The organism is Nocardia fusca NBRC 14340 (assembly GCF_001618425.1).
Classification (GTDB): Bacteria; Actinomycetota; Actinomycetes; order Mycobacteriales; family Mycobacteriaceae; genus Nocardia; species Nocardia fusca.
Genome location: NZ_BDCU01000017.1, coordinates 185,353 through 201,040 on the forward strand (window position 1 = coordinate 185,353; position 15,688 = coordinate 201,040).

Here is a 15,688-nt window from a genome sequence, read left to right on the forward strand (position 1 = left end):
CGGTTCCGCGTTCAGTACAAGGTCGCGATCTCCTGGTCGGTGAGCACGATCGGAGCGACATAGTCCTTGGCCCGGGTCAACGTCACCGCGCGGTACAGCGGCCGCTGCGGAAGCGGCGCGTCGCGCGCCTCGGCGCGTAGCTGGTGGACGAGTAGATCCGCCACCCCGAGCGCCGCGGGAAGGTCACTGCGCACCAGGGCGTCCGCCAGCCGCCGCAGCCCCAGCAGATGCAGCTCCCGGCCGCTCCCCGCGTCGGTATACATGGCCAGCGGCACAACCTGCCGGTCGGGACCGGCGGTCAGCCGCAGCACCAGGCGGCTGAGCCGGCCGGGGTACACCAGCAGCTCGACGCCGGTCACGGCCGCGATATCGAGGGACCGGGTGCCGAGCAGGGTGCGCGCGTTGATCGAGGTCCCGCGTAGCCACAGCCGGCGCCGCGGTACCGCCAGTGCGTAGCCCACGGCCGGTACGGCCACCACCAGTGCCGCCACCAGCCCCACCAGCGGGCCGAACAGGAATCCGGCGATCACACCGACCACGAGCGCGAGCGCGAGGGCGATCGACGCCAGGCGTCGCAGCACCGGCCCATAGATCTCCGGGGCGACCAGATCCAGCCCGATTCGCTGGGCGTCGTCGGGCAGAGGTGCATCGGTCACGGCGGGCGCATTTCGGTCCGAGGGAATGGTCGCACCGGACAGTACTACGACACGTGGCACAGCGCGCATTTCGCGACTCCTCGGCCCCACGGCCGAGGCGACTACTGCGCGGCCAGCGTGGCGACGATCTCGTCGAGCGGGATCTGCCGCTGATCCCCGGACTGCATATCCTTCAGCCCGATGGTCCCCTCGGCCAGATCGCGATCGCCCAGGATCAGCGTGGACCGCGCGCCCGATCGGTCCGCGGCCTTCATGGCGCCCTTCACCCCGCGGCCCCCGTAGGCCAGATCCACCCGGACCCCCGCCGCGCGCAGTTCACCGGCCAGCACCACCATGCGCTGTTTGGCGGCCTCGCCGAGTGGGACACCGAATACCTCGCAGCGGGCCGGGTCGCCCGCCGTGACGCCTTCGGCGGCCAGCGCCAGAACCGTGCGGTCGACTCCGAGACCGAACCCGATCCCGGACAGGGCCTGCCCGCCCAGCTCGGCCATGAGTCCGTCGTAGCGGCCGCCGCCGCCGATCCCGGACTGGGCCCCCAATCCATCGTGCACGAACTCGAAGGTCGTCTTCGTGTAGTAGTCCAGCCCGCGCACCATGCGCGGATTCAGGACATACGGAACGCCGAGCGCGTCGAGATGCGCGAGGACCTGGTCGAAGTGGGTTTTCGCGGATTCGGACAGGTGATCGATCATCAGCGGCGCCGTCGCGGTCATCTCCCGCACCTCGGGCCGCTTGTCGTCGAGCACGCGCAGCGGGTTGATCTCGGCCCGCCGCCGGGTCTCGGCGTCCAGGTCCAACCCGAACAGGAACTCCTGTAGCCGCTCGCGGTACTGCGGGCGGCAGGTCTCGTCACCGAGCGAGGTGATCTCCAACCGGAACCCGGTCAGGCCCAGGCTCCGGAATCCGGCATCGGCGACCGCGATGACCTCGGCGTCCAGCGCGGGATCGTCGACGCCGATGGCCTCCACGCCGACCTGCTGCAACTGCCGGTACCGGCCCTTCTGCGGCCGCTCGTAGCGGAAGAAGGGGCCGGCGTAGCTCAGCTTGACCGGCAGCTGGCCGCGGTCGAGGCCGTGCTCGATCACCGCACGCATCACCCCGGCGGTGCCCTCGGGGCGGAGGGTGACACTGCGCTCGCTGCGATCGGAGAAGGTGAACATCTCCTTGCTCACCACATCGGTGGACTCACCGACACCGCGGGCGAACAGCTCGGTGTCCTCGAAGACCGGCAGCTCGATATGCCCGTACCCGGCGAGTCGGGCGGCACGGAGCAGACCGTCGCGTACCGCGACGAACTCGGCCGAACCGGGCGGAACGTAATCCGGCACCCCCTTCGGGGCGGAGAAGCTGCTGGTCTTGGTCACGGTGAACCAGTTTCCCCCACCCGCCCCGGTCGAGTCCAACCGGTTCCGCCGTACCCGGGCTCCGAGGCGGCCGGTCCGGTCGATATCCGGGTGTCGGGCGCCGGAGATGGCAGACTCTAGTGCCGGAAGCAACAGACCAGCCGCGACCGGCCGGGCCTGCCGGCCCGGCCGCCGCACGGGAGGAACGTGGTAGTGCCCAGCAACGAACAACGCCGAGCGGCGGCGAAACGCAAGCTGGAACGACAGCTCGCCAACCGGGCCGAACGCGCGCGTAAGCGTAAACAACTGACCATCGCCGGATCGGCGCTCGGGGTCGTCGTGGTGATCGCCGCGGTGACCGGGGTGTACTTTCTGACCCGCGGCGGCGAGAGCGCCGATACGGCCTCCAATGCCTCGCAGACACCGGACGCCTCGCTGTCCAGCACGCCGGGCGCGGCCCCGCCCCCGCCCGCGGCCGCCAAACCGGCCAGCGTGAACTGCTCCTACCGGGACAGCGCGGAACCGGCGTCCAAGCCGGTGCAGAAGCCCCGTGCGGAGGGTATCCAGACCGGGGACGGCAACTCCTCGCTGAGCATCAGTGTGGACAGCAATCAGGGTCCGCTGGGTCTGACGCTGAACAATGCCGAGTCGCCGTGCACGGTGAACAGCTTCGCCAGCCTGGCCGGCCAGGGCTATTTCGACGGCACCAACTGCCACCGGCTCACCCAGGGTGAGGGCCTGAAGGTGCTGCAGTGCGGTGATCCGACCGGCACGGGCACCGGCGGCCCCGGATACGAATTCGACAACGAGTACCCCACCGATCAGTTCGCGCCGAACGATCCGGCGCTGCAGCAGCCGATCAGTTACGGACGCGGCGTGCTGGCCATGGCCAATGCCGGACCGGGCACCAACGGCAGCCAGTTCTTCATCGTGTACGGCGATTCGATGCTCCCGCCGAACTACACGATCTTCGGCACCGTGGACGAGGGCGGCCTGGCGACCCTGGACAAGATCGCCGGTCAGGGCCAGGACGAATCCAACGGTCCCGGCGACGGCAAACCCACGCAGCCGGTCACGCTGAACTCGGTACGTATCGACTGATCCCGGCGGCCCCGCCCTCGGGCGCGTTCGGCTCACCTCGGTTTCCGGCGATATATGCTGGTCGGCGCAACGTTGCGAAGACTGAGCCCCCAGTTCTCGGGTAATCTCGAAAAAGGGAGTGCGCGTGACCAAGTCGTGCTCTCCGGCCGCAGTTCCGGGCCGGGGCGCCGCTCGCGAGTTCTCCCGGTGTTCGCGTCGCGCCGGGCGTACCTTCGCCGGGCGGTTGCGCGGACCGCGCCGGCGGATCCCGATCCGCCGGCGCGGTCCGTGACGCCGGGGCACCACAACATCCAATAGTGCACACCGCAGTATCGGGGAGCAGCCATGTCCGAGGAACTGGACGACATCGGCCGGGAAACCGCGGCCATGATGAAGACGATGTTGCAGATCGCGACATTGGTCGCACTCAAGGCCCGGGAACGCGGCCAGCGTGAAGCCGAGATGCGGGTCAAGATGACCGAGGCCCGGGTGAAAGAGGCGCGGGAGCTGCAGATCCGTGAGGCGCGCGACGCCAAGGCCAAGGATCCACGCAATCTCGCCCTGGCCCAGACCATTTCGCGGTCGGTCGCGGAGGTCGGGCCACCGGGCGCCTCGGTACCGCACCGGGAAGCGCCCGGTTATCGCGGCGTCCAGCTCGAGAAGGACCGCTTCTCGATGAGTTCGTTCGCCGAGAAATCCGATCAGGCGAGCAGCGCGGCAGACGCGGTGCGCTATGACTCGGTGGAACGGCGGGCTGCCCTGGCCGCGCATCTGGCCAAGATCGGTGTCGCACCGGAACTGGCCGCGGCCCGGATGCTGGTCGAGGTAGGACAGGCCACCCCACCGAGCGAGGCGGTGCGCAACCGGCCCGATCGGGCGCCGTCGGTGCAGCGCGCCCGGGAGCAGGAACTCGCCCGAGGTCTCGAACGCAGTCGTTAGGCCGGGAGTTCCGGCCGGAATACGAGAACGCCCGTCCTTTGAGGACGGGCGTTCTCCGTATCCGGGCCGCCGGCGGGTCGTCAGCTCTTGACTTCGCTACCGGCCGGCCGGACCGGGGCCTCGGCTTCTTCGGTGGTGTCGAACGGATCGCTGAACATTCCGTCGGGCGGAGCCGTCAGCGGCAGCGGCACCAGCATGTCCTTGTGCCCGTGGCGCACGCTGCAATATTTGAAGGGGCCCTTCGGGTCGAGGAGTACGGCCATGTGCTGGTCGGCATGGTCGAGGAACCAGACGCTCATCCCGGTGGCGCCGTCCTGCCGCAGATGCTCCCAGGCCCGCCACATCGCGTCCAGGCGCGCGATGGCCTCCGTATGCTTCCACCACTCGGGGCACCACACGGTATCGCTGAGATCGCTGACCTGCCGCCGATAGACGACGCTGAGGTAGTTCTCGACGAACTCCACCACGTTCTTGTAGGTCGGTATCTGCTGCTCTCGGGAAATCTCGGTCACAGCGGTCGAACCTCCTGCCTCTCTCCCGGCCCGTTCTCCGGACCCGGTGGTGTTCCGCCCGAACCGTTATCCGGTTCCGTCTGTGCTCCCGCCGGCTTCTTGTCCAAGATCGTCGGCGCGCCCGCCGGGCCGTGGTCCGGCTCCGTGGGCTTCTCCTTGATCAGCGCGGGCGAACCGATGAGATCGGTGACCAATGTCTTGCGCTGCGGGTCGTGCTGTTCGATGGACTTCTTCACCGCAGCCGCATAATCGCCCTCCCACCAGGGCACTGTGCGCACCAGCACCGGTGGGGCACCGGAAGAGAACACGATGGCGCGGCCGCGCGGCAGCGTCGCCAGCGCCTGCACAGTGAAGGTCTTGGAGGAACCCAGTGACCGCGAGTAGCTCTTACCGCCCTTGGATTCGGAGACCGAGGCGGAGATGGCGGAGTGCTCGCCGATGGACTCGGACCGTTCTCGCAGGAAGTTGGTGTCGTCGACGCCGCTGCCGAGCACCTTGATATTGGCCGCCGACCACAGTGCGTACATCCCGTCGTCCCCCCAGCACCGGGCGCCTTGCGCCCACGACTGCAGCACCGTCATGACCACGATGCCGCGGGAGCCGAAGTGGCTGTACTGCTTGGGCAGATCCTTCCACCGCACCACGTTCGCGGCCTCGTCCAGCACCGCCAGCAACGGAATCGGCAAGCGTCCGTATGCCGAACGCGACGCCTTGCGCATGGCCACATCGATCACGGCCTCGGTGAGCGCGCTCACCAGCGGGGCCGCCGACCCGCGGCCTTCCAGCGACAGGCTGTAGAGGGTGCCGTTCTTCTCGATGAACTCCAGTTCGTCGAACTGGGCACGGGCCGGCTCGTGCTTCTGCGGGTCGTGCGGGGTGATCCACTTGTGCACATTGCGCAGCTTCAGGCAGCGCACCATCTTCTTCGCGGTGCCGAAGATGCCGCTGCGAGTCCGCGAGTCGGCGTTGTACTGCGCCGCCAGACCGGAGGCGGAGAAATCGTGGCCCGCGTCACGCAGGAATTTGATCGGTTCGATGTTCTGCGGATCGGTCACCCACTCCCAGATCTGGGTGATCGGCTTCTTCGCGATCGCCGCGGCCAGGAACAGCCCGGCCAGCAGATCCTCGGCCTCCGGATCGAAGAAGGCGTCGTTGCGCGAATCGGAACCGCTGTCGCTGTCGGCGAAATGACCGGCCAGGCGAGCGGCCCGCATCTCGCAGCCGTCGCTGTTCGCGTCCACCCAGGCCAGCGGATCCCAGTACCAGGTGGGCTCTTCGGCGGCCACGCCCTGCGGGTCGAAGACGAAGGTGCGGCTGCCCTTGGCCTCGCGGACATCGCGGGTCGCGTCCACCACATCGCGTTTGTTCGAGGTGGCCAGGACCGGTCCGATGGCGGTGAGAATCGCCGGGATGACCCGAGAGGTCGATTTGCCCTGCCGCGGCCCCCAGATGTCCAGGTGCAGATCCTCATAGGAGCCGTACAGCATCGTGCCGTCGGCGACGGCGACGCCGATCGGCACCCCGGGTGCGTCGTTGTAGCCGAGCTGGACGCCCATGTTCTGGGCCTTCTCCCGGACCCCGGCCTCGGTCAAGGCGGCGATGGCGCCGCCGTTGCCCATCACATCGGCCTTGTCGTCCACGGCGAGGCGGCCCACCAGCCGCTTGGCCGTGGCCCGCCGCCGGTACAGCACGAACAGGGCCAGCGCGAGCAGTACGAGCAGCAGGATCACCGTCGTACCGGCGGGCCAGCGCAGCTCGCCCTTCACCATCCCGGCCACGATATCGATCGGGTTGATCGGCATGTCCTGCTTCTGCAGCGAGAGCATATTGCCCAGGTGCAGGGCCACCCATACGGTTCCCAGGACGGCGCCGCCGACGTAGATCGCGATGAGGGTCAGATCGGGCCCGACCACGGCCGGGTCCTTCACCGGTTTCTTCTTGGCCATTACTGCCTCCTGAATGATGCCTGCCGGGTCACCGGTAGCCGTCCAGACGCCAACCCTGCGGCGTACGAACGACGGTCGCGATGACGGTGGACGGCGCCAGGGGTTCCTCGCGGCCGTCCGGATAGACGACGGTCTGCTCGATTCCGATCTTGAATTGCTGCACACCGGGATCCGGCCCGGTCGGCGGCCGATCGCCGGAGGCGAAGGTGAACGCCTCCACCCGCGCCCCGGCCGCCGCCCAGTCACCCCACTGCAGTGATACCGCCGGAGCGCCGGCCGTGGCCGTCGACGCGTCCAGTACCCGGAGCAGGCTGGGGCCCAGCCATTCCCGCGCTCGTTGCAGCGAAGCGCCCGGAACCTCGGTGGCGGGCTCCCACTGATAGATCTCGCGCAGCGCCGCCACCGCGACCCCGTCCGGGGTCACCGGATCCGGGGCGGGCACGGCCTCGAGCCGCCGGATGGTCGAGGTGGCCACGGTGCCACCCGATCCCACGTCCTCGCCACTGCCGCCGCATCCGCTCAGTACCGTGATGCCCAGCATCAGCACCACCACCAGTCCCGCACCAGCACTCGTCTTCTCGTTCCAGGCTAACCGCCCGGACCTCGTAAACGCCGCCGATCCGCGCGTGTTCACAGCACCCTCCTCGCCCGGGCATCGCCGGGCACCGCAGTTTCGGCCACCCCACCGGGAGAGTCCGCGGTCAGCGCGGGCGCCGCCTGGATCATCTGCCCGTTCCCGCTGTAGATTCCGACCCGCGCGGGTCCACGCGGCCCGAATTCGCTGAACACCAGATCCCCCGGCTGCACCTTGGCGAGCGGCACCTCGGTACCGGCCTCCCACTGCTGCTCGGCGGTACGCGGCAGCGAGACCGCACCGGCCGAGGCGGCGAACACTGCCGCCGAGGTCAGGCCCGGCCCGTCGAGCCCGCCACCGCTGGGTCCCTGCGGGCCACCGCCACCCCATACGTACGGAGTGCCCAGCCATTCGTGCGCGGCCTGCACGACCTGGTCCCCGGCCGCTCCCGCACTGTCGGGAGCGAAACGCCCCGTGGCCCCCGGCGCGCGGTATTCCGCTTCCATGGCCAGAATGTTCGTGACGTAGGGCTGGGTCTCGGAGTAGTGCGCGGCCACTTGATTCGGCATACCGCCCGACGCCAGCACTGCGCCCTCGCCTGCGTTGTAGGCGGCCAACGTCAACGCCACCACATCACCCTGGACCCGCCCCTCGCCGATCCAGCCGGTGATCTTGTGCGCGATCGCGCACATGTATCGGCCCTGTCCCACGATGGCATCACCGTCGTCCCACACGCTGGCCACCCCGTTACCGTCGGCATCGATCACGTACGGTTGGCCGTCGTCGGGATTGATACTCGCGGCGGTGCCGGGCAGGAACTGCGCGAGCCCCTGCGCGCCCGCAGGCGAGGTGAGCCCGCGCCGGAAACCGGACTCCTGCCGCCCCTGCGCGGCCAGCAGGGACGGGGTGACCTCGGGGCACAGCGATCCCGCGCGGCGGTACCAGATCTCCAGTTCCGGCGGCACTTTCCCATTGGCCAGTGCCCCACCCGGTGTACCGAAACCGCGCACACACGCCGGATCGGTGGAATACGCGCGGGCACCACCCAGATCCGGGGTGGGCGCACCGTCGAGCCAGGGCATCGGGTCGATCTGGCGGCCGCCGGTGAACCGGCCGCCCGGCACGATCTCGAAATGCAGATGCGGCCCACTGGATTCACCGGCCGACCCCACCGCGCCGATATGCTGGCCGGCCTGCACGACCTGGCCGACCCGCACCAGTACCCCGCTGTCCCACATATGCCCGTACACCGCGGAATACGCGCGCCCGTTGCCCGCATCCACCGAATCCACCACGATCCAGTTGCCGAAACCGGAGGCCGGGCCCGCGGCCACCACGATTCCGTCGGCCACCGAGAAGATCGGAGTGCCGTCCGGCGCGGCCAGGTCGATACCCTTGTGCCCGCCGCCACGCGAACCGAAGACATCCGACACCGAATAGGTGCCGGCGGCCATCGGCCAGCTGCGGCCCAGCGGACCCGCGCCGGCGGCCAGCGAAGGCGTCGCGATCGCGGTGGGGTTGGCGGTGGACCCGTCCGGAATTCCCGGCTCGCCGGCCGCGCGCGGGTCACCCGGCGGGTATCCGCCCAGGGGCGGCAGCGTCGCCTGACTCGGGTCGAGCACCGACCCGCCCTCGCACGGGTCGTCCACGGCGGGCATCACGATGACGAGGATGACCGTCATCAGGCCGAGCACCAGACCGAGGCAGGTCCACAGCACCGATTTCGCGTTCACCGCGCTCCCGCGGGGTTCACGTCTCGCGCCGGGTTTCGTTGAGAGTGTCGGCCAGGGCGCGGTTCACCTCCGCGGCGGCCGCCAGTTGCTGCTGCAGCGCGGCGACCTTGCGGCGCAGGGCAGCCGCGTCCATCCGCTCCAGGCTCGGCCCCTCCGCCGCGCGCACCCAGTTGCGTACCGAATTGGTGTGCACCCCGATCTGTTCGGCGACCAGCCGGCACGCCTCCGATTCGCTGCGCAGTTTGCCGGTGAGCGCGAGCACCTGTTCCACCGCGGCGGCCCGGACCTCCGGCGAGACCCGGCGATAGGACCGATGCGGCATCATGAATTGCTCCCGCCTACCGGATATGAACCGTCCGGCGCCGCGGCCTGCTCGGCCGCATAGCGCCCCGGGTAGGAGGTGAATTCCTCGAAACGCTGGTTGGTGTCGTGGATTCCGCTGAGCTTCTCGGCCGCCGTGAATTCCATATGGAAGGGAATGCCCGGCCGCCGGTCCTCACCGATCTTCAACAGGAACTTGCCGGTACCGGGCGGCGCGGGCCGCTGCTGGCCCGGCCTGAGTGCCTCCCCGGTCAGTGCCTGGGGGGCCGACCAGCTGGTCACCATCTCTTCCTCGGCCGCAGTGAACGGGACCGTACTGTCCAGCCGTTTGATCTCCTCGGCGGGCAGGGCGCCGAAGATCTTGGCGCGGGCCCGCTCCAGGAATCCGAGAGCCTTGGCGATGGCGGCTTCCGAACCCAGCGACTGCAGGTCCTTGATGGTGTGGCTGATCATGATCAGGGCGGTGGCGATCCCGCGCTGCAGACGGGTGAGCTCGTCGACCCGGTCGACCATGAAATCGCCCAGGCCCAGCACCTGCCACAACTCGTCCATCACGACCTGGAAGTACCGCTGCGGGGCCATTCCGGCGTCGGTCAGCGTATGCGCGGCCTCGACTGCGGCGAATCCGTCGGCCCAGCAGGCCAGCATGACGGCGGCCTTGAGCTTCTTGTCGCCGGCGGGGATATGGGAGACATCGATGCACACCGCGACCGAATCGGTATCGATCGGCACCGAGGTCTGACCGTTGAACACCGCACCGAACGGACCCTGGGTGAGCGCGCGCAGCGAACGCCGCAGGCCGCGGATCGCCTCATGGTATTCGGTGGGGCTGTCGGCGCCGGCGTCGAGCATCATCTCCTCGCCGCCGCCGACGATGACCTCCAGCAGGTTCTCCATGATCGGCGGTTGATCCGGGGTGTAACCACTACCCGGCCGGTACAGGATGCGCAGGGCGGTGGAGATCAGCGTCTCCTCGTAGTCGCGCACGCGCGCCCCGCGCACCAGTTCCACAAGACCCGCGATCAGCGTCACCTGCCGGGCCCGCAGATCCTGCAGTACCTGGAGCTGCAACTCGGGGTGCTCCTCCAGCCGCGGCACGATATCGCCGAGTACACCGCCGGCGAGCGGATTGAGTTTGCCGTGCCCGTAACCGAGATCGATCACCTGACCGCCGACCAGCTCCACCAGCCGCCGATAGTCGGGTTTCACATCGGCCAGCACCAGCGGGGTGATGTTCTGCGCGACCCCGCCGAGCACGATCCGCCGGACCAGCGACGATTTACCGAAACCGTTCAGACCCAGCACGAACAGGCTGGGCGCGGTGATGAAGCTACCGCGCAGAAACCAGTTCATCGGGTCGAAGCACACCGGGGCCCCGGTGTGCAGATGAGAACCGAGCGGTGTACCGATCAGCGGTGCGCCGGCCCCGACCGACCACGGCCACAGCCCCGCGACCTGCGCGGTGGTGGCCCGGTACTCGACCGGGCGACCCACCACGTTCATCCGGCCGCCACCGGCCCCGGCGAACCCGCGGTCGGTCAACTGGGCGGTCTGGCGGTCGAATCCGTCCTGGTATTCCTGTTCGGCGCGCGCGGCGTAGTTGCGGCGGCGGATATCGTCGGTGCGGATCCGGAAGGTGGCCCAGGCGGCCCGGATACCCGCGCCTTCCCGGCTGACCTCCTCGAGCCGCGAGCGCGTGGCCGCGTCGAGCAGCGGCGGGCCCTGCTGCCGGCGTTTCTCGGCTCGCGCCTTCGCCCGGCGGGCCGCCTTGTCGAACTCCGGGGTGCCCATCGCCCGGTCGGCGGCCGTATCGACCCGGTTGCGGCGGGTCCGCTCTCGGGCGCCCGCCTCGCCGTCACGCCCGGTACGGGTCCGGCGATCGGCCCGCGAGCGATCAGGATCGCGCCGTTCGGCGGCGCCGGATCCGCGCTGCCCGTCCCGGTCGGCCCGGATGCGCCGTTCGTCGTCGCGGCCGGACCGCGTCCGGTCGCCGGTGGCGACCCGGGTTCTGTTGCGCTCCCGTACGGGTGGCTCGTGCTCGCGTGCCATCAGTCGTTCACCCCGCCAATGCTTTGGGAATGGTCGCGTGCTCGGGCAGGATCACCCCGCAACCGAGCGATGCCGCGAAGGCCGCCGCCTGGTAGCGGTAGCAGCGGCGGATTTTGAGCCGGGCCTGCGTGGACAGGTCGCGCGTGATCGCCTCGATCCGCGGCAGGTCACCGCGGTTCGGTTCGGTGATGGTGACCAGGGCGCCGAACCGCGTGACACCGTGACCGCGCGCCTGCTCCTCCCGGGCCTGCTGGGTCGCGCCGACCCGCAGGGTCGCCGACGCCGACACCACACCGCGTTCGCTCTGCTGAGCGACCAGGGCGTTCTTGAAATCGTCGTCGACGATCTCGGCCGCGTCGGCCGCCGAATGCGGGCGGTACACGATGGCGATCCGCTTCCGCGGCACCTCCGGATTCGGCGCCAGCAGCCGCTGCAGCACCCGCTCGTCCACCGCACCCTCCGGGGCGGTGTCCATTTCCCAGGTCACCGACCGGCCGCCGTCGTGGATGAGGTGGTCCCATTTCTCGTCGTGCGAGACCGGCCCGGCATCGGCCCAGTCCAGGCCGTGGCCCTCGGGCTCGCCCGCGGCCACCTCGAGATCGGCCTGCGAGGCCGGGTCGTAGCTGCGCCTGATGAACGAGATCACCTCGTCGGCCGACATGGGCTGGGCACGGACCCCGGCTTCGGCGAGCGCGGCGCAGATACCCGGTAGCCGGCGGCCGATCTCGACCGCTTCCTCCGCCGGATTCTTACGCCGTTCGGCCGTGGTCGCCTTGAAGGTGATGGCGACCCGGGGCAGCAGTTGCACCCGCTCCTGCGGCAATTCGGTGGCCAGCTCATACATCACCTGCTGTGCCAGGTCCGGCGCCTCCGGCCGGGTAATGGTGGAAACCTCGGTGAGCAGCCGATTCCCGGTTTCCGGGACGGTGTCGATCACCGGTACCACGGCGACGATATCGCTGGTCTGACCGACCGAGGCGAGGAAGGTGCCCCAGGCCGAAACCCAGCGGTCGATCACCGGCTGGTCCACCGCCTCGTGCCCCTGCGGCCACGCCCGCAGCACCACCGTGTACTGCGCGAACTGCGGCAGGTGGATCATGCCGAAGCTGTAACCGCCGGCGTCGATTCCCTCGTAGAGCTTGGAGGGCGCGAGCAACCCCGGCAGCCGGGTGAAACCACCCGGCACCCGGGAGAACCGGCCACCGCGGTACACGTGCTCACCGCGGTTACGCGAACGCATCCAGTGGAACATCATCAATCCCGTCTCGTAGCCCGAACGCCCACCGCGTCGCATGACCAGGGGCGCCATGATCACCACACCGACCCCGCCGACGACGGCGCCCCACTGGAAACCGCCGATCATGGCGGTGAGCAGCGCGGTGATCACCACCACGAAGCCGAGCACGGTCTCTTCCCACCGCAGCCCGAAAAGTCCGGCGCTGCGGGGTTTCTGCCACAGACCGTACGAGCGGCGTTCGTAGATTTCGGTGCTGGTCATCGTGGGATGGTGCTCCTACCGAGGTCGGGGGAACGGTTGGTCCAGCGGTCGCCCGCGACATCACCCATGGCCTGGTCCGCGCGGGTCATCCCGGCGGTCGCGGCACGGGTTGCGCCCATCCTGTTGGCCACTCGGGACGCACCGGACGGTACACCGCCCGGGGACCCACTCGACCGAGGTCCCTGTCCGCCGGCCGGCGCGCCGCCGCCTCCACCACCGCGCGGTGGGGGCATCGGGCGGGGCGCACCACCACCGCGGCCACCGCCGGGCGGCGGCGGACCGGCCGCGCCGCCCACATAGCCGGCGCGACCGGGCGCCGCGGCGCCCTTCGCGCCGACCGCCTTGGTACCCATGGCGCCCAGACCGGCTGCCGCGATCAGGGTTCCACCGGTCGCGGTGAGACCCGAACCGCCGCTGCCGACAATGGCGACCGCCGGCGTGACCAGCCGCATGAGCGCGGGCAGCACGAACGCGACACTGCACAGCAGCACGATGGCCACCAGCATGCGCTGGGCTTCCTCGGCCTCGGGCAGTCCGCCCGCCGGGGTCATCTCGTCCACGTGCCCGGCAGTGGTGAACGCGATCATGTACACGATCGCCGCCACCGGTTTCCACAGCATGAAGGCGATGATCCAGCCGACCAGTTTCTGATACGACTGCTTACCGGTGCTCATCCCGGAGGCGGCGGCCGCCAGCGGCAGCACACCGGCCGCGATCACCAGCAGGCCCTGCCGGACGATGGCGAGCACGATCTGGGCCAGCGCACCGAGCAGTCCGACTATCGCGATGATGAGGACGAGGCCGGGTGAGAAAGCTTGCAGCTTACTGGTTTTCACCATCAGCTCGGCCATGTTGCGGGCATTGCCGTCGGTGGAGTCCTGGATGATCCATTCGGCGAAGCGGTCCGAGGCCACGGTGCCGGCCACGATCACCGCGCCCAGCATCCAGGAACTGAACACCACCCGGGTGAACATCCGGAACGATTCGGCCGCCTCCTGCATCGCACCGCCGCGTCTGGCCTCGGCCAATCTGAGACCCGTGATGATGATGGAGGCCATCAACAGCAGTATCTGCACCTGATACGTGTAGTCGTTGATCTTGGTGAAGAGCGAACCGGAATCGCTGGCCACCTCGTTGGGCACCTTCATCCAGAAGGTCAGCGCCAGGATGATGGCTTCGCCCAGACCGTTCATCAGCGAATCGACCACTTTGCCGAAGGTCGAATCCCACGCCTTGTCCTTGACCGCGGTGGCCGCTTCACCGGGATGGGTGGCGGCATTGCCCGCCTTGCACACCGCCGCGGCGGCGTCGCCGAGCGAGATCCCGGGAATGCCGAGCTCGTCCAGGGCATCGTGTATCTCGTTACAGGTCTCGTCGAACCCGTAGGACTGACCGTAGGCCACCACCGGCGTCGCCATCGACACGGTGAAGATCACCGCGAGGATCGTGACGAGCCGTCTGGCCAGTGACACCCGGTACGAGACCGCGGGAGTTCGTTCCCCGCGCTCGGACGGGCGGTCTGCGCGCACTACCTGAGCTTCCACATTCCGTCCCAACATCGGAATCACCATCGAGTCCACCCCTCGAGCGATTCGACATACTCGGTCTGTGTGTTCGGCGAGGTGGTCGGCTTGAGCCGCCAATCCCCCGCGTCCCACACCATGATCAGTCGCAACGTCACCCACACCGGCTTCGCGTCGAGCGCCGGAGCACGCAGCGCCAACCGCACGATCGCCATATCGTCCGCGTAGTCGTCGATCTTGAACGCGTCGGACGCGACGAGGTACCGGGTCACCGATTCGGGCTGCTGTTCGGGCAGCCGATCCGCTTCCAGTGCCTTGTCGTAGGCCGCGATCTGCTGCGCCGAAACCCGCACCTGCCGTACATAGAGATCACGGTCCGCCGGCCGGGCGTTCAGCCGGTAGGTGATCTGGGCCGCGGCCAGCGCGGCGCCCTGCGGGGTGTGCGAGTACCCCACGGCCAGTCCGTCCTCGATCCGGTTCGGACCGTCGGAACTCGAGAACGGCACCGAGGCCCCGTACACCCGCTGCCAGCCGCGGGGATCGGTGGTGCCCGCCGGCGCGGCGGTCAGCCAATCGGGGTCCGTCGGCTTGCGTTGCGGGGACGGGTCCTGTGGAAGGACCTGCCCCGCAGGGTTGTTGGGGATATCGATGCGCCGGTTGAACACATCCACCTCCGGATCGGCGAATCCCTCGCCCACCGCGGCCGGGGGCGGCGGCGCCGAGACGGGTTCGTCGTCGCGGCCCGTCCACATGACGACGCCGACCACCACGATCAGCGCCAGTACCGCCGCGGAGGCGATGACTCCGAAGGAGACACGGTCACGCTGATAGGTCTCCTTCCCGCTCACTTGGGCGCCTCCACTTTCACAGTGTCACTGGGTAATTCGGTCACAGGGTCGATCGGTCGCGTGGTCGATTCCGGATCCGGCAGCCGTAACCTCCAATCCCGGGCGAACCACTCCACCGTCGTGTGGTTCACCGCTCTCGAACTGTCCGAGTACTCGCTGTACACATCCACCGCGGCGCGCTGGTCGCTGTACTCGGTGATCCGGTACCCCAGCAGCCGTGGCGCGTAGACCGGATCCGCGGGGCCACTGATGGACAACTGCACCCGGTTCACCGCCCATTCGTCCTTCGCCGGGCCCGGAACCACTTCCCGGGCAACAATATTCGACCACTGTCCGTCGTCGGCGATCGCCAGGCGCACGGCGTGCACCATGGCGGCCACCCCGGCACCGGCGGGTGTCTGCTCGAAACCCGTTGCGGCACCGTCGGTTTGAGCCGTCGGACCCTGATCGCTATGCGGTAACGATACGCCCTGGAACGGCACCCAGCGCACATTCGTCGGGGGGGCCGAAAGATCGGGCGGTGCCGCGGCGTCCCCGCCGCCACAGCCCACGACGCCGGCCAGCAGCAGCGCGGACAGCACAGGGGCAGCCCTGAGGACATACGGCCGGCCGGACCGGCGCGGGGCCGGAATCACGGTCGATTTCATGCGCAGGTCGTTCTCCTCG

14 protein-coding genes are annotated in these 15,688 nt (G+C 69.1%); 2 read left to right on the forward strand and 12 right to left on the reverse strand.

Annotated elements, in window-relative coordinates:
* Positions 1–11: 11 nt before the first annotated feature.
* Both NF4_RS07280 and hisS read right to left on the reverse strand, forming a co-directional pair.
* Complete coding sequence (locus NF4_RS07280) at positions 12–656, reverse strand: hypothetical protein (protein WP_063126518.1); 645 nt, start codon at positions 654–656, stop codon at positions 12–14.
* Positions 657–757: 101 nt separating this feature from the next.
* Complete coding sequence (gene hisS, locus NF4_RS07285) at positions 758–2,020, reverse strand: histidine--tRNA ligase (protein WP_063126830.1); 1,263 nt, start codon at positions 2,018–2,020, stop codon at positions 758–760.
* Between the two features lie 192 nt (positions 2,021–2,212).
* Here hisS and NF4_RS07290 point away from each other — a divergent pair, with 192 nt between their 5' ends.
* On the forward strand, positions 2,213–3,100 hold the full coding sequence (locus NF4_RS07290; protein ID WP_063126519.1) for a peptidylprolyl isomerase: 888 nt from the start codon (positions 2,213–2,215) through the stop codon (positions 3,098–3,100).
* A gap of 324 nt (positions 3,101–3,424) precedes the next feature.
* Complete coding sequence (locus NF4_RS07295) at positions 3,425–4,018, forward strand: hypothetical protein (protein ID WP_063126520.1); 594 nt, start codon at positions 3,425–3,427, stop codon at positions 4,016–4,018.
* Positions 4,019–4,098: 80 nt separating this feature from the next.
* Here NF4_RS07295 and NF4_RS07300 read toward each other — a convergent pair whose 3' ends face one another.
* The 10 genes from NF4_RS07300 to NF4_RS07345 are packed head-to-tail and all read right to left on the reverse strand — an operon-like array spanning position 4,099 to position 15,669.
* Positions 4,099–4,530: a DUF4913 domain-containing protein gene (locus tag NF4_RS07300; RefSeq protein ID WP_232330346.1), complete on the reverse strand. Its 432-nt coding sequence runs from the start codon at positions 4,528–4,530 to the stop codon at positions 4,099–4,101.
* Entirely contained in the window at positions 4,527–6,476 is a 1,950-nt protein-coding gene (locus NF4_RS07305; protein WP_084532925.1) for a type IV secretory system conjugative DNA transfer family protein, read from the reverse strand. The genes NF4_RS07300 and NF4_RS07305 overlap by 4 nt, the downstream gene beginning before the upstream one ends.
* Positions 6,477–6,504: 28 nt before the next feature.
* Positions 6,505–7,110 (reverse strand): hypothetical protein, encoded by a 606-nt coding sequence (locus tag NF4_RS07310; RefSeq protein WP_232330347.1) that lies wholly within the window; start codon positions 7,108–7,110, stop codon positions 6,505–6,507.
* Positions 7,107–8,783 carry a peptidoglycan DD-metalloendopeptidase family protein gene (locus tag NF4_RS07315; protein ID WP_063126522.1) on the reverse strand — a complete coding sequence of 559 codons (1,677 nt, stop codon included), beginning with the start codon at positions 8,781–8,783 and terminating at the stop codon, positions 7,107–7,109. The genes NF4_RS07310 and NF4_RS07315 overlap by 4 nt, the downstream gene beginning before the upstream one ends.
* A gap of 16 nt (positions 8,784–8,799) precedes the next feature.
* Positions 8,800–9,108, reverse strand: coding sequence for a transposase (locus tag NF4_RS07320; protein WP_063040026.1), 309 nt, complete (start codon positions 9,106–9,108; stop codon positions 8,800–8,802).
* Positions 9,105–11,153: a putative type IV secretion/conjugal transfer ATPase gene (locus NF4_RS07325; protein WP_063814521.1), complete on the reverse strand. Its 2,049-nt coding sequence runs from the start codon at positions 11,151–11,153 to the stop codon at positions 9,105–9,107. The genes NF4_RS07320 and NF4_RS07325 overlap by 4 nt, the downstream gene beginning before the upstream one ends.
* A 7-nt stretch (positions 11,154–11,160) precedes the next feature.
* Positions 11,161–12,651 (reverse strand): SCO6880 family protein, encoded by a 1,491-nt coding sequence (locus NF4_RS07330; protein WP_063040030.1) that lies wholly within the window; start codon positions 12,649–12,651, stop codon positions 11,161–11,163.
* Positions 12,648–14,210 (reverse strand): conjugal transfer protein TraG N-terminal domain-containing protein, encoded by a 1,563-nt coding sequence (locus NF4_RS07335; RefSeq protein ID WP_232330348.1) that lies wholly within the window; start codon positions 14,208–14,210, stop codon positions 12,648–12,650. Before NF4_RS07335 ends, NF4_RS07330 begins: the two co-directional genes overlap by 4 nt.
* A 5-nt stretch (positions 14,211–14,215) precedes the next feature.
* A complete protein-coding gene (locus tag NF4_RS07340; protein WP_063126523.1) occupies positions 14,216–15,022 on the reverse strand; it encodes a DUF8175 domain-containg protein in 807 nt (268 codons plus the stop codon).
* Positions 15,019–15,669: a DUF8175 domain-containg protein gene (locus NF4_RS07345; protein WP_232330349.1), complete on the reverse strand. Its 651-nt coding sequence runs from the start codon at positions 15,667–15,669 to the stop codon at positions 15,019–15,021. Before NF4_RS07345 ends, NF4_RS07340 begins: the two co-directional genes overlap by 4 nt.
* Between the last annotated feature and the right edge of the window lie 19 nt (positions 15,670–15,688).

Excerpts from the sequence above, each read along its gene's own strand:
- NF4_RS07295 (WP_063126520.1), top strand. The coding sequence starts at position 3,425 with ATGTCCGAGGAACTGGACGACATCGGCCGGGAAACCGCGGCCATGATG.
- NF4_RS07305 (WP_084532925.1), bottom strand. The coding sequence starts at position 6,476 with ATGGCCAAGAAGAAACCGGTGAAGGACCCGGCCGTGGTCGGGCCCGAT.
- NF4_RS07320 (WP_063040026.1), bottom strand. The coding sequence starts at position 9,108 with ATGATGCCGCATCGGTCCTATCGCCGGGTCTCGCCGGAGGTCCGGGCC.
- NF4_RS07325 (WP_063814521.1), bottom strand. The coding sequence starts at position 11,153 with ATGGCACGCGAGCACGAGCCACCCGTACGGGAGCGCAACAGAACCCGG.
- NF4_RS07330 (WP_063040030.1), bottom strand. The coding sequence starts at position 12,651 with ATGACCAGCACCGAAATCTACGAACGCCGCTCGTACGGTCTGTGGCAG.
- NF4_RS07335 (WP_232330348.1), bottom strand. The coding sequence starts at position 14,210 with ATGTTGGGACGGAATGTGGAAGCTCAGGTAGTGCGCGCAGACCGCCCG.
- NF4_RS07345 (WP_232330349.1), bottom strand. The coding sequence starts at position 15,669 with ATGAAATCGACCGTGATTCCGGCCCCGCGCCGGTCCGGCCGGCCGTAT.